This window comes from Scleromatobacter humisilvae (genome assembly GCF_023231945.1).
GTDB classification, from domain to species: Bacteria; Pseudomonadota; Gammaproteobacteria; order Burkholderiales; family Burkholderiaceae_C; genus Scleromatobacter; species Scleromatobacter humisilvae.
Genome location: NZ_JAJLJH010000001.1, coordinates 636,049 through 658,285, shown reverse-complemented (window position 1 = coordinate 658,285; position 22,237 = coordinate 636,049). Strand labels below are relative to the sequence as shown.

Here is a 22,237-nt window from a genome sequence, read left to right as displayed (position 1 = left end):
GTGACGCCGTGCATACGGGTGCCTGTACGGGTGTCCGGCCGGAGCGGCCGGGCGCGCCGCGATCAGACCTGCATGTTCATGATGTCGGTGTAGGACTGCACCAGCCGGTTGCGCACGGAGATCGCGGCCTGGAAGCCGATCTGCGCCTTCTGCATCTGCACCATCGTCTGCTCGAGACTGACGGTGGGGTTGTCCATCTGCAGCTCGTTCTGCATCGTCTGGGCCTGGTTCTGCATGTCGCTGACGCCCTTCAAGGCGTCGGTCAATGCAGAGCCGAAGCCGGCCTTCGAGGTGCCCGACGTCGATCCGGCGGAGCCGGAACCGCCGGCGATGGGCGTGCCGTCGGTGCGCAGCCCCGCGCGCGCGACGGCGGCGGCGAAGTCGAAGGGCTTGAGCTTGACGTCCATCACCATGGGGCGCTCCTCGTCACCCGGCCGGCCACGGGGCGACGCGCCGCGGCAGGGGCGGTGTCGCGCGAGGGACGGAGGGCGGGTTCGGCTGGCATGGTCTGAACTTTAGCGACGGCACGTGTAACAGAAGAAGAGATCTGCTGGACAAACGTCAGCCTTCTCGTGGCTTCGTCGGGGGGCCCGAGGCTAAAGAATGCGTTCATTGCGCCGAGGCTGGGTCTCGTCCTGTCCAGCCCAGGCGCCAAAGCAAACAACCCAGGTCACTCCCCGACATCCATGGAACAAGCTCTCGCCACCGCCGTTCCCCTCGCCGTCGTCCCCGGTCCGCTCGATCGCCTGGTCGCGATGCCGGCCGGCGCGAAGATGAAGCTGGGCGTCGGGCTCGCGGGCCTGGTGGCCGTGATCGTCGCGATCGGCCTGTGGAGCTCGCAGGGCGACTACGGCGTGCTGTTCGCGAACCTGCCCGACAAGGAAGGCGGCGCCGTCGTCGCCCAGCTGGCCACGATGCAGGTGCCCTACAAGTTCGCCGCCGGCGGCAGTGCGATCATGATCCCGTCCGACAAGGTCAACGAAGTGCGCCTGAAGCTGGCCGCCGCCGGCCTGCCCAAGTCCAGCGTGATCGGCTTCGAGCTGATGGACAACGCCAAGTTCGGCCAGACGCAGACGCAGGAACGCGTCAACCTGCAGCGCGCGCTCGAAGGCGAGCTGACGCGCACGATCAGCTCCATCGACGCGGTCGAGTCGGCGCGCGTGCACCTGGCGCTGCCCAACCAGAACGGCTTCTTCCGCGAGCAGCAGAAGCCCAGCGCGTCCGTCGTGCTGATGCTGCGCGGCGGCCGCACGCTCGACCGTTCGCAGCTGGCCGGCATCGTCCACCTGGTCGCCTCCAGCGTGCCCGAGCTGCAGACCAAGGACGTCAGCGTGCTCGACCAGACCGGCGCGCTGCTGACCGAGAACTCCGACCGCAACGTCGCCGGCCTCGACGCCACCCAGCTGCAGTACGTCACGCAGATGGAGCAGGGCTACACCAAGCGCATCCAGGAACTGCTGGAGCCGGTGGTCGGCCGCGAGAACCTGCGTGCCACGGTCACCGCCGACATCGACTTCTCGCAGAGCGAGGCCACGTCCGAGCAGTTCAAGCCGAACGGCAACCCGGCCGACGCGACGGTGCACAGCCAGCAGATCAACGACAACGGCGGCAGCGCCGGCAACGTGCCGTCCGGCGTGCCGGGCGCGACGACCAACCAGCCGCCCGTGCCGGCCACCGCGCCGATCAACGGCGCGTCGGCACCGCTGCAGGCCGCGCAGGGCGGCACGGTCGGTGCCAACGGGCACCGCGAGGTCACCACCAACTACGAGGTCGACCGCACCGTGCGCGTCACGCGCAACGCGACCGGCCTGGTGCGCCACCTCAATGCCGCGGTCGTCGTCAACCAGAAGGTCAACACGGATGCGAAGGGCAAGACCACCAGCACGCCGCTGACGCAGGAAGAGATGGACAAGCTCACGGCGCTGGTGCAGGAAGCCATCGGCTTCGACCAGACCCGCGGCGATTCGGTCAAGGTGATCAACGCGCCGTTCAAGGCCGAGGCCGCGATGAAGGCCGACGAGGTGCCGCTGTGGAAGCAGCAGTGGCTGCTCGACCTGCTGCGCGCCGGCGCCGTGCCCGCGGGCCTGACGCTGGTCGCGCTGGCCGTGCTGTTCGGCCTGGTGCGCCCGGCCGTGATGGCCGCGCTCGCGCCGCCGGTCGTCGAGGCCAAGGAAGAAGGCCTGAACGCCGTGGTCGACGACGCCCACGAGCTGTCGATGGACGCGCTGCCCGAACTGCTCGAGGCGCCGCACATGGCCAAGAAGCTGGAGAGCGCGCGCCAGCTCGCCAAGGACAACCCCACGGCCGTCGCCAACATCGTGCGCGACTGGGTCAACGGCGAAGAAGCCGCCTGAAGCAGACCCTCGGATCAGGACAAGAACGACATGCCGCTGCCCAAATCGAACAAGGATGACCAAGGCGTCGAGGACGCCGCGATCCTGCTGATGTCCCTCGGCGAGGAAGAGGCCGCCGCCGTCTTCAAGCACCTCGCGCCCAAGGAAGTGCAGAAGCTGGGCGAGACCATCGCCCGCATGAAGTCGATCACGCGCGAGCGCATGGACGGCGTGCTCGACAAGTTCGGCACGGTCGCGCAGTCGCAGCACGTGCTGGTGCAGGACACCGACGAATACGTCAAGGCCGTGCTGCGCAAGGCGCTCGGCGAGGACAAGGCCAACCTGCTGATCGACCGCATCCTCCAGGGCAGCGACGTCACCGGCATCGAATCGCTCAAGTGGATGGACGCGGGCTCGGTGGCCGAGCTGCTGCGCAACGAGCATCCGCAGATCGTCGCGGCCATCCTCGTGCACCTGGACTTCGACCAGTCCTCGGGCGTGCTGAAGTCGTTCACCGAACGCCAGCGCAACGAGGTGCTGATCCGCATTGCCACGCTGGACGGCATCCAGCCGTCCGCGCTCAAGGATCTCAACGAAGTGATGAGCAAGGTGCTCGCCGGCGGCGAGAAGCTGAAGAAGGCGTCGCTGGGCGGCGTCAAGACGGCGGCCGAAATCATCAACCTGATGGGCTCGTCGGTGGAGACCTCGGCGCTCGACTACATCCGCGAGGCGGACAACGAGCTGGCCCAGAAGATCATGGACAACATGTTCACGTTCGACGACCTCAACAAGCTCGACGACAAGGGCTTCCAGTCGCTGCTCAAGGAAGTGCAGAGCGAGTCGCTGGTCATCGCGCTCAAGGGCGCCGCGCCGGAGCTGCGCGAGAAGGTGTTCCGCAACATGTCCAGCCGCGCTGCCGAGACGCTGCGCGAGGACCTCGATTCGCGCGGCCCGGTGCGGGTGTCGGAAGTCGAGTCCGAGCAGAAGGAAATGCTGAAGATCGTCCGCCGCCTGGTCGACGAGGGCCAGATCGTGCTGGCTTCGGGAGGCGCCGATGACTTCCTCTAAAGCCTCGACGTTCCACGCCCGCGTCAACGAGGACTTCGACAAGCAGGCCCCCGTGCCGCCGCGCGGCGCGCCGCAGTCGCGCTTCATCCCGCGCGAGGAGCTCGAGGGCTTCGCCGCGTGGCGCCCGGGTTCGTTCGGCAGCGGCGCGACGCCGTCGCCGCATCCGGCCGACCGCCCCGAGAACAAGGTGCACGCCGCGCCGCCGCCGCCCCCGCCGCCGCCGACCGAGGCCGAGTGGCTGGCCGAAGTGCAGCACGCGCGCGAGGGCGGGTACCAGGACGGGTATCGCGACGGCCAGGTCGCGCTCGAGGCGTTCAAGGAGAATTTCTCGCGCCAGATGGCCGCCCAGTTCGGCGCGCTGCTGGCCAACCTCGATGACCAGTGGAACGGCCTGGAAGAGCAGATGGCGCTGGCCGTCACGCGCACCGCCGTGCAGCTGGCGCGCCAGGTCGTGCGCCACGAGCTGGACACGCGGCCCGAGATCGTCGCCAAGGTCGCGCAGGAGGCAGTCAACGCCATCGTGCTGTCGGCACGCCACCTGCGCGTGCGGCTGCACCCGGCCGACCTTCCGCACGTGATGGCCGGCGCCGGCGAGGCGCTGAAGGCGCGCGACGCACGCCTCGTCGCCGACCCGACGATCGAACCGGGCGGCTGCATCGTCGACTCGGACCTCGGCCAGGTCGACGCCCGCATCGGCACCCGCTGGGCCGCCGCCGCCGCCGTCTTCGGCCGCGAGGACACGTGGGACGCGCCCGAGATCATCGTCGGAGGCCTCCCCGAATGATGGCGTCGACTCCCGCCCCCGAACGTGGCGCGCGCTGGCAGCGCTACCTTGCCGACATCGAGAACTACGCGAGCGTGCCGCAGCCGCTCGAGATGCAGGGCACGCTGGTGCGCGTGACCGGCCTCGTGCTCGAGGCCGCCGGCGTGCGCGTGCCCGTGGGCTCGGTGTGCGACGTCTCCGGCTCGCCCAACGAGCCGCCGGTCACCGCCGAGGTCGTCGGCTTCGACGGCGACCGCGCCTTCCTGATGCCCACCGGCGAGCTGCACGGGATGGCCAGCGGCGCGCGCGTGATGCCGCGCGCCCTGCCGCACCTGCCGCCGCAGTTCGGCGTCGAGAACCACCCTTGGCGCCGCAGCGAGGATCGCGGCCTGCACCTGCCGATGGGCGCGGGCCTGCTGGGCCGCGTCGTCGATGCGCATGGCCGGCCGCTCGACCGCCTCGGCCCGCTGCACGACGTGCGCGACGAGCCGATGACGCGCCGCTCGATCAACGCGATGGAGCGCGACCCCGTGCGCACGCCGCTCGACACCGGCGTTCGCGCGATCAACTCGATGCTCACCGTCGGCCGCGGCCAGCGCATCGGCCTGTTCGCCGGCACCGGCGTCGGCAAGTCGGTGCTGATGGGCATGATGGCGCGCTACACGCAGGCCGACGTGATCGTCGTCGGGCTGATCGGCGAACGCGGCCGCGAAGTCAAGGAATTCATCGAGGACATCCTCGGCGAGGACGGTCTCGCGCGCTCCGTGGTCGTGGCCGCGCCGGCCGACGCGCCGCCGCTCGTGCGCATGCAGGGCGCGAACTACGCGACGGCCGTGGCCGAGCACTTCCGCGACCGCGGCCAGCACGTGCTGCTGCTGATGGACTCGCTGACCCGCTTCGCGATGGCGCAGCGCGAGATCGCGCTGGCCATCGGCGAGCCGCCCGCCACGCGCGGCTATCCGCCCAGCTGCTTCGCCAAGCTGCCGCAGCTCGTCGAGCGCTCCGGCAACGCCGGCGCCGGCGGCGGCTCCATCACCGCTTTCTACACGGTGCTGACCGAGGGCGACGATCCGCAGGATCCGATCGCCGACGCGGCCCGAGGCATCCTCGACGGCCACATCGTGCTGTCGCGCGAGCTGGCCGAGTCGGGCCACTTCCCGGCCATCGACGTCGAGAAGTCGATCTCGCGCGTGATGACCAGCGTCGCCCCGCGCGACCACCTCGCCGCGGCGCGCATCGCGCGCCAGGCGCTGTCCAAGGTGACCAAGGCGCGCGACCTGATCCAGCTCGGCGCGTACACGCCGGGCGCCGATCCGGAGCTCGACGCCGCCGTCAAGATGAGCCCGAAGCTGACCGCGCTGCTGCAGCAGGACATGCACGAGCGCGCGACGATGGCCGAGAGCAAGCATCAGTTGACCAAGGCGATCCAGCTGTGAGTGATCACGCATGAAACGCCTCGCCCTGCTCAAGACCCTGCTCGAACGCGAACAGAAGCGCCGCGACGAGCAGATGGCGGCCGTGCGCAACGCGGTGGCCAACGCCGAGGCGCAGCAGCAGCAGGCCGACGGCCTCACCGGATACCGCAGCGAGTATTGCCGGAAGTGGTCGGCGCAGTTCCAGCAGGCCGCGCAGATGGAGATCCTGCGCAGCTACCACGGCTTCCTGTCGCGCCTGGACCAGGCGATCACGCAGCAGGCCCCGGTCGTCGAGCACGCGCGGCGCATGGTCGACGCGCAGCGCCAGCGACTGGTCGAGCGCGAGATCCGCGTGGCCACCGTCGAGCGCCTGATCCAGCGGCGCGAGGCCTTGCTGGCCAAGGTGGCCGACCGGCGCGACCAGAAGAACCTCGACGAGCTGGCCCAGCGCCTGAGCGCCACGCGCGCGCAGGCCGGCATGTCCTGAACCCGAATTCCCTTTCTCCGAGAGCGACATCATGACCCTGCCCACCGGCAATCACCCCCGCGTCCACTCCAGCACGCACGCGTCGCACGCCTCCCACGCGCACGCGGCCCACGCCGCGAGCAAGGCCAAGGCGAGCCTCGCCGCCGAGGAAGGCGAGGGCGGCGGCTTCGCGGCGCAGCTGTTGAAGGCGCAGCCCGCGGCCGGCAAGGACCTCAAGGCCGCCGATGCCAAGCCCAAGGCCGAGGCCGCCAGGAAGCCGACTGACGACAAGGACGGCCAGGCCAGCGCCGACGCCAACGATGCGAAGGACGGCAAGGACGACAAGGACGCGAAGGCCGAGGCCCGGCCGGCGCTCGACCCGGCCGCGCTGCTGGCGCAGCAGCAACAGCAGCCCATCGCGCCGCCCACGACCTCGCTGGCCGACAAGACCGCCGCGGCGGACGACCACGACGACTTCGCCACCGACCCGCTGGGCGCGCTGCGCAAGGCGGCGTCCGCCAAGGCGGGCAAGGACGACGGCAAGGCCGCGCTGATGGCCGGCCTGGGCGCCGGCAAGCAGCCGGCGGGCTCGGCCGGGGCCGCTGCAACCGGCGTGGGCGCCAAGGGCGCGACGACCGGCGAGATCACCGCCGCGCTGGCCAAGGCCGACGAGGCCGTCAAGGCCGCCACCGACGCCCGCGACGCGCTCGCCGCGATGCTGCCGCAGCCCGACCCGATGGCCGTGCAGGCCGGCGCGGTCGGCGCGCCGTCGAACGCCCTGATGGACGCCAACCAGGGCGCGCAGCAAGCGTCGCAGACGCCGCCGGCGCAGGCCACGCTGCCCATGCCGCCGCAGGCGCCGGCCTTCGCGCCGGCGCTGGGCCACCAGATCGACGTCTGGATGAAGGGCGGCGTGCAGCACGCCGAGGTGCAGCTGAGCCCGCAGGACCTGGGCCCGATCCGGGTCAAGATCGAGATGCAGGGCGACCAGACCCGCGTCCACATGAGCGCCGACGTGCAGTCCACGCGCGACGCGCTGCAGCAGGCGATGCCGCAGCTGTCCCAGCAACTGGGCCAGGTCGGCATCAGCCTGACCGGCGGCGGTGTGTCGGACCAGCCGACGTTCCAGCAATCCCAGGCGCAGGCCCAGGCGAACGCCGGCGGCTTCGGCGGCGGCCGCTCGGGCAACGGCGGCTCGCAGGAGGCCGGTCAAGGCGGTCTCGAGGAGATCGCCGCGGCCTCGGCCGCCCGCCAGATGGCCCAGCGCCGGGGCCTGCTCGACACCTACGCCTGAGCGAGGGCCGACCCGGCCGGGAGGCCGGAGTACCGTTCCCCGTCGGGGTCAGGTCTTGCCTTTTGCCTAGCCTGCTAAGCAAAAGGCAAGACCTGACCCCATTCAGGGTTCGTTTGGCGTCGAGCTTTCCCGACAACCCGCTCGGCTGCCGGCAGCGCGACTGTAGGGGCTGACGGTTTTTCTGCCGCTTTTCGGCTCATTCGAATGGACGCCGGATCTCAATAATCGTCTCCAACGATGCGCGCCTGTGCGCGCGTTCAACAAATTCGTCCAGGAGTTCGATCCATGTCCGCTGCTGCCGCTGCCGCAGATGCTCCCGCCGCCAAGCCTGGTGGCAAGAAGAAGCTGGTCGTCATGATCGCCGTCGCGGCGATCGTGCTGGGCGGCGGTGGCGTGGGCGCGCTGGTGTACATGAAGAAGCAGAAGGCGGCTGCGGAAGCCGCCGCCGCGGCGGAAGACGGCGACGGCGACGCCACGCCGGCCAAGTCCGAGAAGAAGAAGGAAAAGGGCGAGAAGCCCGTCTTCGTGCCGATGGATCCGTTCGTCGTCAACCTGGCCGACCACGAGGCCGATCGCTACGCGCAGATCGGCATCACGCTGGAAGTGCCCGACGAGAAGGTCAGCGAGGAGATCAAGACCTACCTGCCGGCCATCCGCAACAACATCCTGCTGCTGCTCGCGCACAAGTCCTCGGCCGACCTGGCCGGGGGCGACGGCAAGGAACTGCTGGCCAAGCAGATCCGCCACGAGGCGCTGAAGGCGATGGGCGAGGACGTGGACGACGACGATGCCGGGGCAGCCCCGGCGGCCGACGACGCCTCCGCGTCCGCGCCGGCCAAGAAGAAGAAAAAGCACAAGAAGGAAGCGGCCGAGAACGCGCCGATCCGTTCGGTGCAGTTCTCCAGCTTCATCATCCAGTAACCGCACGCCTGACCGACAGCCAGCGCAGCCATGAATCAGCAGATTCTTTCGCAAGACGAAGTGGATGCCCTCCTGCAGGGCATCACCGGCGAGAGCCAGAAGCTCGAGCAGGAAGAGCAGGTCGAAGGCAGCATCCGAAACTACGACCTGGCCAACCAGGAGCGGATCGTTCGCGGCCGCATGCCGACGATGGAGATCATCGGCGAGCGCTTCGCGCGCAACATCCGCATCGGGCTGTTCAACTTCATCCGCAAGAGCCCGGAAGTCTCGATCAACGGCATCAAGGTGCAGAAATACTCGGCCTTCCTGCGCGAGATCGTGGTGCCGACCAACTTCAACATCGTCTCGGTGCGACCGCTGCGCGGCTCCGGGCTGATCGTGTGCGACCCGAGTCTCGTCTTCGCGGTGATCGACGCGCTGTTCGGCGGCGTCGGCAAGTTCCACACGCGCATCGAGGGCCGCGACTTCTCGCCGACCGAGCAGCGCGTGATCCAGCGCCTGGTCGACTGCATCATCACCGAGTACCGCAACGCGTGGCAGGGCATCTATCCGCTGGATCTCGACTACCAGCGCTCGGAGATGCAGCCGCAGTTCGCCAACATCGCCACGCCCAGCGAGATCGTCGTCGCCTCCAGCTTCACGCTCGAAGTGGGCGAGACCTCGGGGTCGGTGCACTTCTGCATTCCGTACTCGACGCTGGAGCCGATCCGCGACGTGCTTTATTCGACGATCCAGGGCGACTCGGTCGAACCCGACCGCCGCTGGGTCAACCTGCTCAAGGCGCAGATCCAGTCGGCCGAGGTGGACCTCGTGGCCGAGCTGGGCACCGCGCCGGCGACGGTGGAGCAGCTGCTGTCGTTCAAGCCCGGCGACTTCGTCGAGCTGGACCTGGATCCGATGATCCAGGCCAAGGTCGACGGGGTTCCGGTGTTCGACTGCCACTACGGCACGTCGACGGGCAAGTACGCGATCAAGATCGATCGCTTGTTGACCAGCTCGAACCTGAGCTGGCTGGGAGAGAGCAATGGCAGCTGAAGAGATGAGCGACGACGACGCGATGGCCGCGGAGTGGGCGGCCGCGCTGGCGGAGTCCAAGCCGGAGCCCGCGGGCGGCATGAGCGGTGCGATCCAGACCGAGACCGTCGCGCCCGCGAACTTCACGAACTTCGCATCGACCGAAGGGATCACCGGGGCCGGCAACGACCTCAACATGATCCTCGACATCCCGGTGCAGCTGACCGTGGAGCTGGGCCGCACGCGCATCCCGATCAAGCACATCCTGCAGCTGGCGCAAGGCTCGGTCGTCGAGCTCGACGCGCTGGCCGGCGAGCCGATGGACGTGCTGGTCAACGGCTTCCTGATCGCCCAGGGCGAGGTGGTGGTCGTCAACGACAAGTTCGGCATCCGCCTGACCGACATCGTGACGCCCAGCGAGCGCATGCGCCGCTTGAGCCGGACCTGATCGGCTGGATCGAAACAACCGTCCCGCCGCAGGCGGAGACAAGCCCTCGGGAAGCGAGGGTCACCACCCGAGCCGAACCGAGCTCCCCCTTGGGGGGCAGCGACCAGCGGGAGCGTGGGGGCCGTCATTCCTGACAAAGAGAAACCCCCGATGACTACTTCCCTGATGCCCCTGCTGGCATTCCTGATCGTGATCGCGATGATCCCCGTCGCGCTGTGGATGATGAAGCGCGCCGGCATCGGCGGTGCGGCGCCCGCAGGCAGCGTGCTGCGCCACGTCTCCCAACTCAGCCTCGGCACGTCGCAGCGCGTGACCGTCGTCGAGATCGCCGTCGGCGCCGAGCGCCACTGGCTCGTGCTGGGCGTGACCGGCGAGCGCGTGACGCAGCTCGCGAGCTATCCGGCTCCCGACGTCGGCACGGTGCCGTCGGCGCCCGCGCACAACGCCGCCGTCAACCAGCTGATCGCGCGCTGGCGCGGCGCCACCGGCGCGCAGGGTGGCCGCGATGAATAAGTTCCTCAAGGCAGTGGCCGTCGCCGCCTCGCTCGCGATGCCGGCGTTCGCCGCGTTCGCGCAGGCCACGCCGGCCGTCGCCGGGCCGAGCCTGCCGCTGCTGGTGGGCGCGGGCGGTGGCGGCGGTGCCAACTTCTCGGTGCCCATCCAGACGCTGCTGTTCTTCACGGCGCTGTCGTTCCTGCCGGCGATCCTGCTGATGATGACGGGCTTCACGCGCATCGTGATCGTGCTGTCGCTGTTCCGCCAGGCGATCGGCACGCAGGCCGCGCCGCCCAACCAGGTCATCACCGGACTGTCGCTGTTCCTCACGTTCTTCGTGATGTCGCCGACGATCGACAAGGTCTACACCGACGCGTGGCAGCCCTACCAGGCCAACCAGATCAGCTTCACCGACGCGCTCGACAAGGGCCAGGTGCCGATGCGCGCGTTCATGCTCAAGCAGACGCGGCAGTCCGACGTGCAGCTGTTCTCCAAGCTCGCGAAGCTGCCCGCCGACGTCAAGGGCGACGCGGTGCCGTTCAAGGTACTGGTGCCGGCCTTCGTCGCCAGCGAGCTGAAGACGGCGTTCCAGATCGGCTTCCTGATCTTCATCCCGTTCCTGATCATCGACATGATCGTCGCGAGCGTGCTGATGTCGCTGGGCATGATGATGCTGTCGCCGGTGCTCGTGGCGCTGCCGTTCAAGCTGATGCTGTTCGTGCTGGCCGACGGCTGGAACCTGCTGCTCGGCTCCCTCGCCGCCAGCTTCGCGACCTGAGCAGGTGAGGGCGGTTCGCCGCCCTTATCCGACGCTTGCGCCGGCGCCATGCCGGCAACATCCCATCATCCCAATTCGCCAGGAAACGACTCCGCCATGGACGCCGCACAAGTCTTCACCGTCGGTCAGCAAGCCCTCTACACGCTGCTCACCGTCGCCGCGCCGGTGCTGCTGGTGGTGCTCGTCGTCGGCATCCTCGTGAGCATCTTCCAGGCCGCCACGCAGATCAACGAGGCCACGCTGACCTTCGTGCCCAAGCTGCTCGCCGCCGTCGCGGTGATGGGCGTCGCGGGGCCATGGATGCTGACCTCGCTGGTCGAATACCTGCGCAGCGTGCTGCTGTCGCTGCCGTCGGCGGCGTCCTGATGCTTCTCGCGCATCGCGCACGATGATCTCGCTCAGCGAAGCCCAGATCATGGCCTGGCTCACGCCGGTGCTGTGGCCGTTCATCCGCGTGCTGGCGCTGTTCTCGTCGATGCCGGTGCTGGGCCAGCGCAACGTGCCGATCCGCGTGCGCATCGCGCTGGCGTTCTTCATCGCCCTCGGCGTCTCGGGCACCGTGCCGCCGTCCGCGGCCGCCAACGTGCCGCTCGACTCGCCCGCCGCGATCCTGCTGATCGTGCAGCAGGTGCTGATCGGCCTGTCGCTGGGCTTCGCGGTGCGCATCATCTTCACGGCCATCGAGTTCGCCGGCGAGATCATCGGCCTGCAGATGGGCCTGAACTTCGCGGGCTTCTTCGACCCCGCCACCGCGCAGCAGGCCACCGCCACGAGCAGCCTGTTCTCGACGATGGTGGCCTTCCTGTTCATCGCGATGAACGGCCACCTGCTGGTGATCGAGGCCGTCGTGCAGAGCCTGGTGGCCTTCCCGGTCTCGCCCGAGCCGTTCGCGTTCCTGCACGCCGTGCGGCCCGAGACCTGGGGCGCGGAGATCTTCCGCCTCGGCCTGTGGATCGCGCTGCCGCTGATCGCGATGCTGCTGTTCGTCAACATGATGCTGGGCGTCATCGCGCGCGTCGCGCCGCAGATCAGCATCTTCTCGGTCGGCTTCCCGATCACGCTGGGCGTCGGCCTGGTCGGCGTGATGTTCACGCTGCCGCTGCTGCAGGGGCCGTTCACGGCCGCGCTGGAGCAGATGCTGACGATGTTCCGCTAGGAACTAAACTCGCGCGCTCCGCCACGAGCTTTGCGCGCATGTCCGCAGCCGGACCCCGTCCCACCGCCCTGATCGATTTCCGCTCGCCCGACGACGGCGTCGCGCCGCTGCGCCTCGCGTTCGGGGCGCCGCGCGAGCTGCTGCGCGCCACGAGCCTCGACGCGGTCGCGCCGTTGCTCGCGCGCGTGGACGCGCTGGCGCGCGCGGGGGCGTGGTGCGTCGGCTATCTCTGCTACGAGGCGGCGGGCGCGTTCGATGAGGCCTTCGAGACGCATGCGCCGTCGGATCCCGCGCGCCCGCTGGCGGCGTTCGCCGTCTACGACGCGCCGCTGTCCGACGACGCCGCGTTCGACGATGCCGGAACCGCCACCGTGCGCTGGACGGGCGGCCCGCGGCGCGACGCCTTCGACACGGCGATCGCCGAGATCCTGCGCGCGATCGCCGACGGCGAGGTCTACCAGGTCAACGCCACCGCGCCGCTGACCGGCACGCTGCACGGCGATCCGCTCGCGCTGTTCGCCGCGCTGCGCCGCGCGCAGCCCAACGCCTACGCCGCGTACCTCGACTTCGGCAACGATACCGATGACCGTATCCTCTCGGTCTCGCCGGAGCTGTTCTTCGACTGGCGCGGCGATCGCATGCTGGCCCGGCCGATGAAAGGCACCGCGCCGCGCGGCGCCACGCCGGAGGAGGACGCCGCGCAGTCCGCCCACCTGCGCAGCGCCGCCAAGGAGCGCGCCGAGAACCTGATGATCGTCGACCTGCTGCGCAACGACCTCTCGCGCATCGCCGAGCCGCATTCCGTGCGCGTGCCGCGGCTGTTCCACACCGAGGCGTGGCCGACGGTGTGGCAGATGAGCTCCGATGTCGTCGCCACGACACGGCCCGGCACCACGCTGGCCGACGTCTTCGGCGCGCTGTTCCCGTGCGGCTCGATCACCGGCGCGCCCAAGGTGCAGGCGATGCGTCTCATCCGCGAGCTCGAGCCCGAGCCGCGCGGCATCTACTGCGGCGCGGTCGGCGTCGTGCAGCCCGGCGGCGCGGCGACCTTCAACGTGCCGATCCGCACCCTCGCGCTGCGCGGGGACGCGGTGCGCTGCGGCATCGGCAGCGGCATCACGGCCGACGCCACCGCCGCCGGCGAGTGGGACGAATGGCGCCACAAGCGCGCCTTCGTCGACCGTGCGAGCCAGGCCTTCGAGCTGCTGGAGACGCTGCGCCTGGAGGACGGCGAGTTCGTCGACGTCGAGGCCCACCTCGCGCGCATGGCCGAGGCCGCGGCGCACTTCGCGTTCGCCCCGCCGCTGGCGTCGGCACGCGGCGCGCTGGCCGAACTGCGCGCCGCGCACGCGAGCGGCCGCTGGCGCGTGCGCCTGCTCGCGGACCGCGCGGGCGTCGCGCGCGCGCAGGCGTTCGCGCTCGCGCCCACGCAGGCGCCGGTGCGCGTGCGGCTGGCCGAGCGCCCGTTCGCCGGCAGCGACGGCGAATTCGTGCGCTTCAAGACCACGCAGCGCGCGCACTACGACGCGTTCGCGCCGGCCGGCGAAGACGTTTTCGACACGCTGCTGTGGAACGAACGCGGCGAGCTGACGGAGTTCACGCGCGGCAACGTGGCGCTGCGCATCGCGGGCCGCTGGCTGACGCCGTCGTCGAAGTCGGGCCTGCTGCCGGGCATCGCGCGGGCGCGGCTGCTGCGCGAGGGCGTCATTGAAGAGGCGGTGCTGACGCGCGACGATCTCGCGCGCGCCGACGGCGTCGCGTTCTTCAACAGCCTGCGCGGCTGGCTCGGCGCGACGCTCGCGCCCTAGTTCGAGACCGCCAGCGCGACGGATTGATCGATCGCTTCCTGCACCGACACCTTGTCGGCCGTCGCGTCGCCCGCGCCGGCGGGCGCAGCGGTCCAGGTCTCGACGAGCTGGCACTGCCGCGGGCCTTCGCCGCCCGGCACGTCGCACGCGAAGGTCGAGACGCGCGGCGCGGCGAGGCAGGCGGCCAAGAACGCGACGAGGGCCGCGGAGCCGATGTATCCCAGCAGGAAGAAGTGACGTTCGCCCATGCGCGGTCCGAATGGCGTGCGCACGGGGAGGGGAGTGCGCCGTACCTTCAGTGTCGCGAACGCAGCCGCCTCGCGGTCGGCGGATGAGCGGTTGTCCTTGACGGCATTTCGCGCCCGCGGCGACGTCAGCTCGCGAGCTTGATCTCGTTGCGCGCCAGCGTGTCGACGATCGCGTAGTAGGCCCGGCTGAGGATCGCGGAGCGCGCGAACTGCTTGCCGTCGTACCAGGCCCACAGCTCGAGCACGATGGCCGACGCCGCCACGCTCGTGATCGCGACCTCGGGCTTCGGGTCCGCGAGCAGGCCGGCCTGCTGCGCGGCCTCGAGCAGCAGCGTCTCGACGCGCCGCACGTCCTGGCCCCCCGCGATGGGCACCGGCACGCGCAGCCGCACGGTCTGGCGCAGGTAGCTGTAATTGGTGACGTTGCTGGTGATGAAGCTCTGGTTCGGGACGAGGATCGCGACCTGGTCGGGCGTGACCACCGTCGTGCGGCGCGCGCCCACTTCCTTGACCACGCCCTCGACGCCCGCGACCTCGATGCGGTCGCCGATCTCGATCGGCCGCTCCAGCAGCACGATCAGCCCGCTGATGAAGTTGCTGATGATGTTCTGCAGCCCGAAGCCGACGCCCACGCCGAGCGCGCTGCCGACGATGGCGAAGGCCGTCAGCTCGATGCCCGCGTTCTGCAGGATGACGACGGCGCCGAAGATCAGCACCGCGTAGTGCACGAGCCCGGCGATGGCCAGCCGCTGGCCCTCCTGCATGTGCGTGCGGCCCAGCAGCCGGTTGAGCGTCCAGCGGCTGAAGCGGCCGGCCACGAGCCACAGCACGAGCGCCGAGATCGTCAGCTTGACCAGCGTGAAGACGGTGATCTCCGACTTGCCGATGCTGAAGAGGTCGACGTTGTAGGCGGCGAGCGTGTGCGTGAAGTTGGACCAGTCCAAGAGGCCTCCTGCTGGAAAAGCGATTCGTCAGGTGGCAATTCTCGTGCGAAGCGAGCGGCAGGGCGCTATGCTCGCGTCGTTGCCGAGACGTGGAGGGTTCGTGAAATGACCGCCCATCGCTGGATTCCCGAGGCACCTGCGCCCGACGGCGCGTGGATGCGCGGCTTCACGTCGCGCCTGCTCGAAATGCGCCCGGACCTGCCCGTGTTCACGGCGCGTCACATGGCGCCGCAGGCGTTCGCGGCGATGCACCTGCTGTCGCCGGCCGAGGCGGCCGAGCTGTGGGATGAGCGCATGCTGGCAACCAACCGGGCCTGGCGCGGGCTGGCGGGGCGGTGACCGCCGCAGCCGATCCGGCCGCTTCGGGCGTCCCGGATTGGGCGCCGCTGCGCGCGGCCATCCTCGAGCGCGATGCCAACGCGAAGCGCCTCGCGCTGATCCGCGAGATCGAGAGCTGGCTCGTCCAGCCGTGGGAGGCCGCGCTCGCGGCGTGCGTGGCGGCGTCGCCGACGCTGGAGCGGGCGCGCGAGGTCAACGCCTTGCTGTTCGTGGTGCTGCGGCCCTTGCGGCGCGAGCTGGGGCTCGTCGACGGTCCGGCCGGCCAGCCGCGCTTCGACGCGCTCACGCAGGGCTACCAGGCCGGCACGCTGCCGGCGGACGAGCGCCGGCTGTGGGAACGCGCCAGCATCGCGTTCGGCCTCTGGCTCACGCAACGCCAGGACAATCCCGCGGTCGCCGGGATGGCGACGCCGTCCGACGAGGAAAAGGCCGGCCGCGCCCGGCTCCAGGTGCTGATCGATCGCCAGAACGACGCGCAGCAGTACGCGGTGCCCGGCGCGGCGACGGCCGAGCGCATGGAGGCGCTGGAGGCCGTGCTGGCCGGCTATCGGCGCGAGATCGCGACGGCCGTGCCGGCGTCCTCGCTGCACGTCGACCTGTCGTTCTTCGCGGCACACGCGGCCTATGCGCAGGCCCGCGGCTGGACCATCCTCGGGCGCAACGCACGCGCGGCCGACCTGTACGCCGAGGCGGCCCTCCTCTACGGCCAGGGCGACCGGCCGAACGACGCCCTCGAGTCCGCGGCCAAGGCGCGCCAGCTGGGCCACGCGGTCGACGGCGACCTGGCCTCCGCCTCGCGCGAGGACCTGCGCGACCTGGTCGAGCGCGACACCGACCCGCTCACGCGCGCCCGCGCGCAGGCCCGGCTGTCCGCGCTGGCCCGTGTCGCCAACGATCGCTTCGACGGCTGCGAGTGGGCCGACAAGGCGATCGCCAACCTCGTGCTCGCGGGCTTCGCGAGTCCGCAAGGGACGCCGCGTGCCGCGCTGTGCGACGGCTGGATCGCGCGCGCGTGCCGCGTCGCGCCGGCGGCCGGTCCGCTGGCGCTCATGCTGGAGATCGGCAATCTCTACCAGGACCTGTTCGGGGCTCGCTACGCGCGCTGGGTCGGCGTCGATGCGAAGCAGGCCGGCGAGATCGAGGTGGCGCTGGCCCTGCTGCAGGACGTGCTGCTGGACATCGCCGCGCAGCCCGCGATCGCGCGCGACGCCGTGGAGGACGGTCTCGCGCGCTACATGCCGCAGAGGCCGCAGGCGGACGCGGCCTCGCCGCCGCAGGACGACCTGATGGCGCGCCTGCGCGGCCTCGCGTCGCGTCTCGAGGCGATCAAGCTGGAGGCCAACGCCGCCGATGCGAGCCGCGACCTGCCGGCCTTGCAGGCGCTCGTCACGCGCGCGGCGGCATGCCTCGCCGACGCCCGCGCCACGCGGCTCGCGCCCACCATCGGCCTGGCCTGCCAGACCGAGGCCTACGTGCGGCTGCGTGCCGGCGATGCGGCCGGCGCGTCGGCCAGCGCGCAACTCGGCGAGACGCTGGTGCTGGACGGACTGTCGGCGACGCCGCACGACCTCGCCGGCCATCCGCAGTTCGAGCTGCTGCTGGAGCTGCGCGGCGTGCGGCTGCAGTCGCTGGTGATGCAGGTCGACAACGAGGGGCTGCTCGCGCTGGCCGAGGACTGCGTCGCGCTGGTCGAGGCGCGGCGCTGGCAGGTGGCCGATCCGTACCAGCAGGGCGCCTTCCTCGCGAGCCGCACCTTGTTCTACGAGATGGCCGTGCTCGCGAGCTTCCGCCTGAAGCGCTGGGATCGGCTGCTGGCCAACATGGAGCTGATGAAGTCGCGCGCGGCGCTGTTGGGCCGCATGGCCACGCCGGACGCGGGAGCGAACCCCGACCTGCTCAAGCGACTGGAGGCCGCCAACGCGCAGCTGGCCAGCGCGCCGGCCGGTAGCGAGGCGCACACCGGGGCCGCCGAGCAGCGGCGCCTGCTGCTGGGTCTGCTGGCGGTCGAACGCGGCGCCGCGGCGAGCAGCGGCGCGGCGCCCGACGTCGCGTCGCTGCAGGCCGCGCTCGCGCCCGACGAGGCGATCGTCGCGTGGGTGTGGGTCGCGTCGTCGGTGCTCATCGTGCTGGCGCTCGATGCAGGACGCGTGCACGCCGAGCGCGTGCTTCTGGCGCGCGAGGACGTGGCGCTGCTGGCCGACCACGTCGCGCTCGTGCGCGAAGGCGGCGTCACCGTGCGGGCCTTCGATGGCATGGTCACGCGCCTGGCGAGCGCGTTGCTGCCGCGGGACACGCGCGCCTTCGTCGCTTCCGCGCGGCGCCTGATCCTGTCGCCGCACCGCGCGCTGCACCTGCTGCCTTTCCACGCCGCGGTCGTCGACGGCCGCTTCCTGATCGAGCAGGCGGCGATCCGATACGTGCCCAACCTGTCCAGCCTGCTGCTGCCTGCGCGCGCATCGACACGCCAGCCCGGACACCCGCGCCTGCTCGCGCTGGGCATCGACCACTTCGCCGTGCCGGGCCAGGACTGGGCCGCGCTGGCCGCCGCCGAGGGCGAGGCGCGCGCCGTCGCCGAGGCCTGGGCATCGCGGGACGCGGAGCCCGAGCTGCTGGTCGGCCCGCAGGCCACCGTGGCGGCCGTGCGCGCGCGGCTCGAGCGGGGCTCCGGCCATCGCTGCCTGCACCTGGCCACGCACGCGAGCAGCGTGTTCGAGCAGGGCGTCGTCGACGATCCCCTCGCCGCGAGCCTGGTCCTGCAGGACGGCACGATCGACGCGCTGTCGATCTCGCAATGGCGGCTGGCCGCCGAGGTCGTCGTGTTGAGCGCCTGCGACTCCGGCCAGCGTGCGCTCGGTGGCCGCGGCCTGGCCGAGCTCCCCGGCGACGATCTCTTCGGCCTGCAGTCCGCGCTGTTCCAGGCCGGCGTCGACACGGTCGTCGGCGCGCTGTGGCCCGTCGACGACCGCGTGGCCCCGGCGATCGTCGCGAGGCTTCACGAGGGCCTCGCCGCCGGCATCGCGCCCGACCTGGCCCTGCAGGCCGCGCTGCTGCACCACCTGGCCCAGCCCGGTGCACGTCGGGGCATATACTTCTGGGCACCCCTGTTCGTCACTTCGCTCGGACGCCTCGACGCCTCCGGCCAGGAAGGTCCACGTGCCTGAGATCATTCTCCACTTCGACGCCGGCACCGACGCGGAGGCGGTCGCCGAGCGGCTGCAGGCGCAGGCCAAGGAACTGCCCGGCGTGACGTCGGCGCAGGCCGAGGCCTATCCGAAGCGCGGCGCGCCCGAGATCATCCTCGTCCTCACGATGGCCGCGGCCATCCTCAACTCCGGCGCCGGCACGCTCGACGCGCTCAAGCGCTTCATCGAGTCGGCCAAGGGCGTCGGCGACGCGCTGGGGCTGGGCAAGGTGCGCGTCGAGGTCGGCACGAAGCAGGTCGAGCCCGCGGCGTTGACCGACGAGCACGCGATCGACATCGAGCGCGGGGGCTGAGGCCGCGCCGGCCTCGGCCCCGTCTCGATGACGCAGTCCGTCAGCCGAACACGCCGTATTCGGCCTGCAGCACGTCGCCGTTGGACGTGTTGATCAGAAGCGCATCGTCGCCGACGCGCACCCATTCGTAGTCGACCGGCGGCACCTCGAGGCCGAACAGCCAGTAGTCGGCCAGCAGGTATTGCGGCGCCCAGTACGCGCGCGGCAGGCGGTCGCCGTAGCCCCAGTGGCGGTTGACCCAGCCACCCGGCCGATGGTACGGCCCGACCTTGTAGCTGCGCGCGGCCTTGAAGTTGTGCTGGTACGCCGCGCGATCGAAGGTCTTCGGGCGCGCGTCCCAACCCTGCGGCGCGGCCGGGCGCTGGTAGCCGCTCGGGCCCGCATGCGGCTCCGCGGGATGGGCTTCCGGCCCGTGCGGCGCCGGATGGCCTTCCGGTCCGTGCGGTGCCGGATGCGCCTCAGCGCGCGGCGGCTCGCCGTGTTCCTCGTGCTGCTGCGCGAAAGACGAGCCAGCGGCCATCAGGGTCACTGCGGCGAACGCAAGGCTCAGTTTCAGGGGGCTTCTCATCTCGGTCTCCTCGGATTGCCGGACGGACGCGTCCGTGCAGGGACAAGCTACATGGATGAGCTGTCGGCAGTATGAAGCAATGTGACGATGGGCTCATGTTGCGGCGTTGTCCTACACCGCTGCTTCGGGGCATCCTCCGGCGGACGTGGCCACGCGCTAGGCGAGTCTGCGCGTGTCCGATCCGTCCAGGGTGGTGCGCGCGAACGCCGGCAAGGAACCCGGCGCGGCCCGCGACACCGATGCCGTCGCCTGCTGCAGCAGTCCGATCGCCGCCCGCGGATCCTCGCTCCGCGTGATCGCGCCCACCACCGCCACCGCCCACGCGCCCGCGCGCATCGCGTCACGCGCGCGCGCGGCGTCCATGCCGCCGATGGCGACGACGGGCGTGTCGTGCAGCAGCGCGCACCAGTACGCGAGGTTGGCGTCGCCCTGCGGGATCCAGGGCATCTGCTTGAGCGTGGTCGCATGGATCGGACCGCAGGCGATGTAGCTGGGGCGCAGCGCGCGGGCGCGGCAGACTTCCCAGTACGAGTGCGTGCTGATCCCGAGCAGCAGGCCGGCGTGGTGCAGGGCGTCGATGTCGGCGCCGGCCAGGTCGTCCTGGCCCAGGTGCACGCCGTGCGCGCCGAGTTCCAGCGCGAGTTCCCAATGGTCGTTGACGATCAGCGTCGCGCCGACCGCCCGCGCGATCGCGACCGCGGCGCGGATCTCGCGCACCAGCAAGTCGGCAGGCACCTCCTTGACGCGCAGCTGCACCAGCCGCACGCCCTCGGCGAGCACGCGCGCGACCCACGCGCTCGAGTCGACGATCGCATAGAGACCGCGCGTGTGCCCGGGCATCGCGGGGAAGGCGAAGCGCGAGTCGGCGTCGGGCAGCGGATTGAGCACGGGCAGGTTCGCGAGCCGGGTCGCGAAGCCGGCGCGCGGCGCGACCGGGCCGGCGCCGCCGCCGGCCGCGTAGGCGTTGCGCAGGCCCTCGCAGGTGGCCATCTTCGCGAGGACGACGGCGTCGGCCGCGACGAAGCCGTGCGCCATCGCGGCCGCGGCGGCCGACGCGAACACGCAGCCCGTGCCGTGGTCGTGCTCGGTCTCGATGCGGCGCGACGCCAGCCAGCCGCGGCTGCGCTGGCCGTGTTCCGCGTCGAGCCAGTCGTGCGCCCAGGCGGCGCGCGAGTCGATCTCGGCCAGGCGCGAGGCGAGGCGCGCGGTCGAGAGCTGCTCGAGTTCCTCCTCGGCCAGGCGGTCGCTGTCGCCGCCGGTGACCACCACCGCGCGCGCGCCGAACGCGCGCCACGCGCGCGCCAGCGGCTCCGGCCCCAGCAGCTGCGACGACGGCACCAGCGCGCGCGCCTCGGCCACGTTGGGCGTGGCGAGCGTGGCCAGCGGCAGCAGCTCCTCGCGGTACGCGACGCGCAGCGCCTCGTCGGCGAACGACGCGCCGGTGGTCGCGCCGAAGACGGGATCGACGACCAGCGGCACCGCGCGGTCCGGAAAGCGCGCACGCAGGCGGCGCACGTGCGCGACGACCACGCGCAGGTTCTCGACGCTGGCAAGCAGGCCGGTCTTGATCGCGTCGGGCGGCATGTCGGCGGCGAGCGCCTCGAGCTGCGCGCCGAGCACGGCGGGCGACACGGGCTCGACGTGCGTGACGGCCAGGGAGTGCTGCGCCGTCACCGCCGCGACCGCGCAGGCGCCGTGCACGCCGAAGGCGTCGAGCGCGCGCGTGTCGGCGTGGATGCCGGCGCCGCCGCCGGAGTCGGTGCCGGCGATGGTCCACACCACCGGGCGCCGCGGGATCGCGTCGTCGCCGGCCATCAGTCGACCAGGATGGGTTCGTTGCCGCACGGCGTGCTCGGGCGCGCCATGTCCTGCGGCGCGATGAGTCCTGCTTCGTAGCCGAGCCGGCCCGCGGCGATCGCGTGCGCGAACGCCATCGCCATCTGCGGCGGATCGACCGCCTGCGCGACCGCCGAATTCAGCAGCACGCCGTCGTAGCCCAGCTCCATCGCGAAGGCAGCGTGCGACGGCGCGCCGAGCCCCGCGTCGACGATCAGCGGGACGCCCGGCAGCCGCGCGCGCAGGCTGCGCAGCGCGGCCGGATCGAGCACGCCCAGGCCCGAGCCGATCGGCGCGGCCCACGGCATCAGAACCTCGCAGCCGGCCGCCAGCAGCCTGCGGCAGACGACGAGATCGTCAGTGCAGTACGGAAACACCTGGAAGCCGAGCTTGACCAGGTGCGTCGCGGCGTCGACCAGCTCGAACGGATCGGGCTGCAGCGTGTGGTCGTCGCCGACCACCTCCAGCTTGATCCACGGCGTGTCGAACAGCTCGCGCGACATCTGCGCCAGCAGCACCGCCTCGCGCGCGCTGCGGCAGCCCGCGGTGTTGGGCAGCAGGCGCGCGCCCGTGCTCTCGCACACCGCGCGCAGCATGGCGACGGCGTCGCCGCCGTGCGGCTGAACGTCGCCGGCGATCTCGCGCTTGAGGCCCACGGTGACGACCTGCGCGCCCGACGCGGTGATCGCGCGCGCCAGAACGTCGGGCGACGGATAGCCGGCGCTGCCGATCAGGAAGCGGCTGTCGAGGCGCTGGCCGTAGACGCGCCAGGGCGACGGCGCGGCCGCGGAGAAGTCGAGCCGCGTAGTCATCGGACAACTCTCCGCCTTGCGGCTGGGATGCGAGCG

23 protein-coding genes are annotated in these 22,237 nt (G+C 71.1%); 17 read left to right on the top strand and 6 right to left on the bottom strand.

Annotated elements, in window-relative coordinates; all coding sequences use genetic code 11:
• Positions 1-62: 62 nt before the first annotated feature.
• The gene (fliE, locus tag LPC04_RS03100; protein ID WP_275681911.1) at positions 63-407 is read right to left on the bottom strand and encodes a flagellar hook-basal body complex protein FliE; all 345 of its coding nucleotides are present in this window, start codon (positions 405-407) and stop codon (positions 63-65) included.
• A gap of 279 nt (positions 408-686) precedes the next feature.
• On the opposite strand from fliE, the gene fliF reads away from it, so the two are divergent.
• From fliF to pabB, 14 genes are all read left to right on the top strand, one after another.
• The gene (gene fliF, locus LPC04_RS03095; protein WP_275680716.1) at positions 687-2,354 is read left to right on the top strand and encodes a flagellar basal-body MS-ring/collar protein FliF; all 1,668 of its coding nucleotides are present in this window, start codon (positions 687-689) and stop codon (positions 2,352-2,354) included.
• A gap of 30 nt (positions 2,355-2,384) precedes the next feature.
• Positions 2,385-3,401, top strand: coding sequence for a flagellar motor switch protein FliG (gene fliG, locus LPC04_RS03090; RefSeq protein ID WP_275680715.1), 1,017 nt, complete (start codon positions 2,385-2,387; stop codon positions 3,399-3,401).
• Positions 3,388-4,185: a FliH/SctL family protein gene (locus LPC04_RS03085; protein WP_275680714.1), complete on the top strand. Its 798-nt coding sequence runs from the start codon at positions 3,388-3,390 to the stop codon at positions 4,183-4,185. Before fliG ends, LPC04_RS03085 begins: the two co-directional genes overlap by 14 nt.
• A complete protein-coding gene (fliI, locus tag LPC04_RS03080; RefSeq protein ID WP_275681910.1) occupies positions 4,185-5,600 on the top strand; it encodes a flagellar protein export ATPase FliI in 1,416 nt (471 codons plus the stop codon). The genes LPC04_RS03085 and fliI overlap by 1 nt, the downstream gene beginning before the upstream one ends.
• 10 nt (positions 5,601-5,610) lie before the next feature.
• Positions 5,611-6,066: a flagellar export protein FliJ gene (gene fliJ / locus LPC04_RS03075; RefSeq protein WP_275680713.1), complete on the top strand. Its 456-nt coding sequence runs from the start codon at positions 5,611-5,613 to the stop codon at positions 6,064-6,066.
• Between the two features lie 31 nt (positions 6,067-6,097).
• Complete coding sequence (locus LPC04_RS03070) at positions 6,098-7,339, top strand: flagellar hook-length control protein FliK (RefSeq protein WP_275680712.1); 1,242 nt, start codon at positions 6,098-6,100, stop codon at positions 7,337-7,339.
• A 285-nt stretch (positions 7,340-7,624) separates the two neighbouring features.
• Positions 7,625-8,260 (top strand): flagellar basal body-associated FliL family protein, encoded by a 636-nt coding sequence (locus LPC04_RS03065; RefSeq protein ID WP_275680711.1) that lies wholly within the window; start codon positions 7,625-7,627, stop codon positions 8,258-8,260.
• Positions 8,261-8,290: 30 nt separating this feature from the next.
• On the top strand, positions 8,291-9,295 hold the full coding sequence (fliM, locus tag LPC04_RS03060) for a flagellar motor switch protein FliM (protein ID WP_275680710.1): 1,005 nt from the start codon (positions 8,291-8,293) through the stop codon (positions 9,293-9,295).
• A complete protein-coding gene (gene fliN / locus LPC04_RS03055; RefSeq protein ID WP_275680709.1) occupies positions 9,285-9,722 on the top strand; it encodes a flagellar motor switch protein FliN in 438 nt (145 codons plus the stop codon). The genes fliM and fliN overlap by 11 nt, the downstream gene beginning before the upstream one ends.
• 150 nt (positions 9,723-9,872) lie before the next feature.
• The gene (locus LPC04_RS03050; protein ID WP_275680708.1) at positions 9,873-10,235 is read left to right on the top strand and encodes a FliO/MopB family protein; all 363 of its coding nucleotides are present in this window, start codon (positions 9,873-9,875) and stop codon (positions 10,233-10,235) included.
• Entirely contained in the window at positions 10,228-10,995 is a 768-nt protein-coding gene (gene fliP, locus LPC04_RS03045; RefSeq protein ID WP_275680707.1) for a flagellar type III secretion system pore protein FliP, read from the top strand. Before LPC04_RS03050 ends, fliP begins: the two co-directional genes overlap by 8 nt.
• A gap of 96 nt (positions 10,996-11,091) precedes the next feature.
• Positions 11,092-11,361: a flagellar biosynthesis protein FliQ gene (fliQ, locus tag LPC04_RS03040; protein WP_275680706.1), complete on the top strand. Its 270-nt coding sequence runs from the start codon at positions 11,092-11,094 to the stop codon at positions 11,359-11,361.
• Between the two features lie 22 nt (positions 11,362-11,383).
• Positions 11,384-12,151, top strand: a complete 768-nt coding sequence (gene fliR / locus LPC04_RS03035; RefSeq protein WP_275680705.1) for a flagellar biosynthetic protein FliR — start codon at positions 11,384-11,386, stop codon at positions 12,149-12,151.
• 38 nt (positions 12,152-12,189) lie between these two features.
• Positions 12,190-13,959 carry an aminodeoxychorismate synthase component I gene (gene pabB / locus LPC04_RS03030; RefSeq protein WP_275680704.1) on the top strand — a complete coding sequence of 590 codons (1,770 nt, stop codon included), beginning with the start codon at positions 12,190-12,192 and terminating at the stop codon, positions 13,957-13,959.
• Here the strand turns inward: pabB and LPC04_RS03025 are convergent.
• Both LPC04_RS03025 and LPC04_RS03020 read right to left on the bottom strand, forming a co-directional pair.
• On the bottom strand, positions 13,956-14,207 hold the full coding sequence (locus LPC04_RS03025; protein WP_275680703.1) for a hypothetical protein: 252 nt from the start codon (positions 14,205-14,207) through the stop codon (positions 13,956-13,958). The two genes, pabB and LPC04_RS03025, sit on opposite strands and share 4 nt — an antisense overlap.
• Before the next feature lie 125 nt (positions 14,208-14,332).
• Positions 14,333-15,151, bottom strand: coding sequence for a mechanosensitive ion channel family protein (locus LPC04_RS03020; RefSeq protein ID WP_275680702.1), 819 nt, complete (start codon positions 15,149-15,151; stop codon positions 14,333-14,335).
• 105 nt (positions 15,152-15,256) lie between these two features.
• Between LPC04_RS03020 and LPC04_RS03015 the strand changes: the two genes are divergently transcribed.
• The 3 genes from LPC04_RS03015 to LPC04_RS03005 are packed head-to-tail and all read left to right on the top strand — an operon-like array spanning position 15,257 to position 18,985.
• Positions 15,257-15,490, top strand: a complete 234-nt coding sequence (locus LPC04_RS03015; protein ID WP_275680701.1) for a hypothetical protein — start codon at positions 15,257-15,259, stop codon at positions 15,488-15,490.
• Entirely contained in the window at positions 15,487-18,651 is a 3,165-nt protein-coding gene (locus tag LPC04_RS03010) for a CHAT domain-containing protein (RefSeq protein WP_275680700.1), read from the top strand. Before LPC04_RS03015 ends, LPC04_RS03010 begins: the two co-directional genes overlap by 4 nt.
• A complete protein-coding gene (locus LPC04_RS03005; protein WP_275680699.1) occupies positions 18,644-18,985 on the top strand; it encodes a hypothetical protein in 342 nt (113 codons plus the stop codon). The genes LPC04_RS03010 and LPC04_RS03005 overlap by 8 nt, the downstream gene beginning before the upstream one ends.
• A 40-nt stretch (positions 18,986-19,025) precedes the next feature.
• On the opposite strand, the gene LPC04_RS03000 is transcribed toward LPC04_RS03005, so the two are convergent.
• The 3 genes from LPC04_RS03000 to LPC04_RS02990 all read right to left on the bottom strand — a co-directional run bounded on the left by LPC04_RS03000 (position 19,026) and on the right by LPC04_RS02990 (position 22,201).
• Positions 19,026-19,553 (bottom strand): RcnB family protein, encoded by a 528-nt coding sequence (locus LPC04_RS03000; RefSeq protein ID WP_275680698.1) that lies wholly within the window; start codon positions 19,551-19,553, stop codon positions 19,026-19,028.
• A 156-nt stretch (positions 19,554-19,709) separates the two neighbouring features.
• Positions 19,710-21,368, bottom strand: a complete 1,659-nt coding sequence (gene thiE / locus LPC04_RS02995; RefSeq protein ID WP_275680697.1) for a thiamine phosphate synthase — start codon at positions 21,366-21,368, stop codon at positions 19,710-19,712.
• Positions 21,368-22,201, bottom strand: a complete 834-nt coding sequence (locus tag LPC04_RS02990; RefSeq protein ID WP_275680696.1) for a thiazole synthase — start codon at positions 22,199-22,201, stop codon at positions 21,368-21,370. Before LPC04_RS02990 ends, thiE begins: the two co-directional genes overlap by 1 nt.
• Positions 22,202-22,237 lie beyond the last annotated feature (36 nt).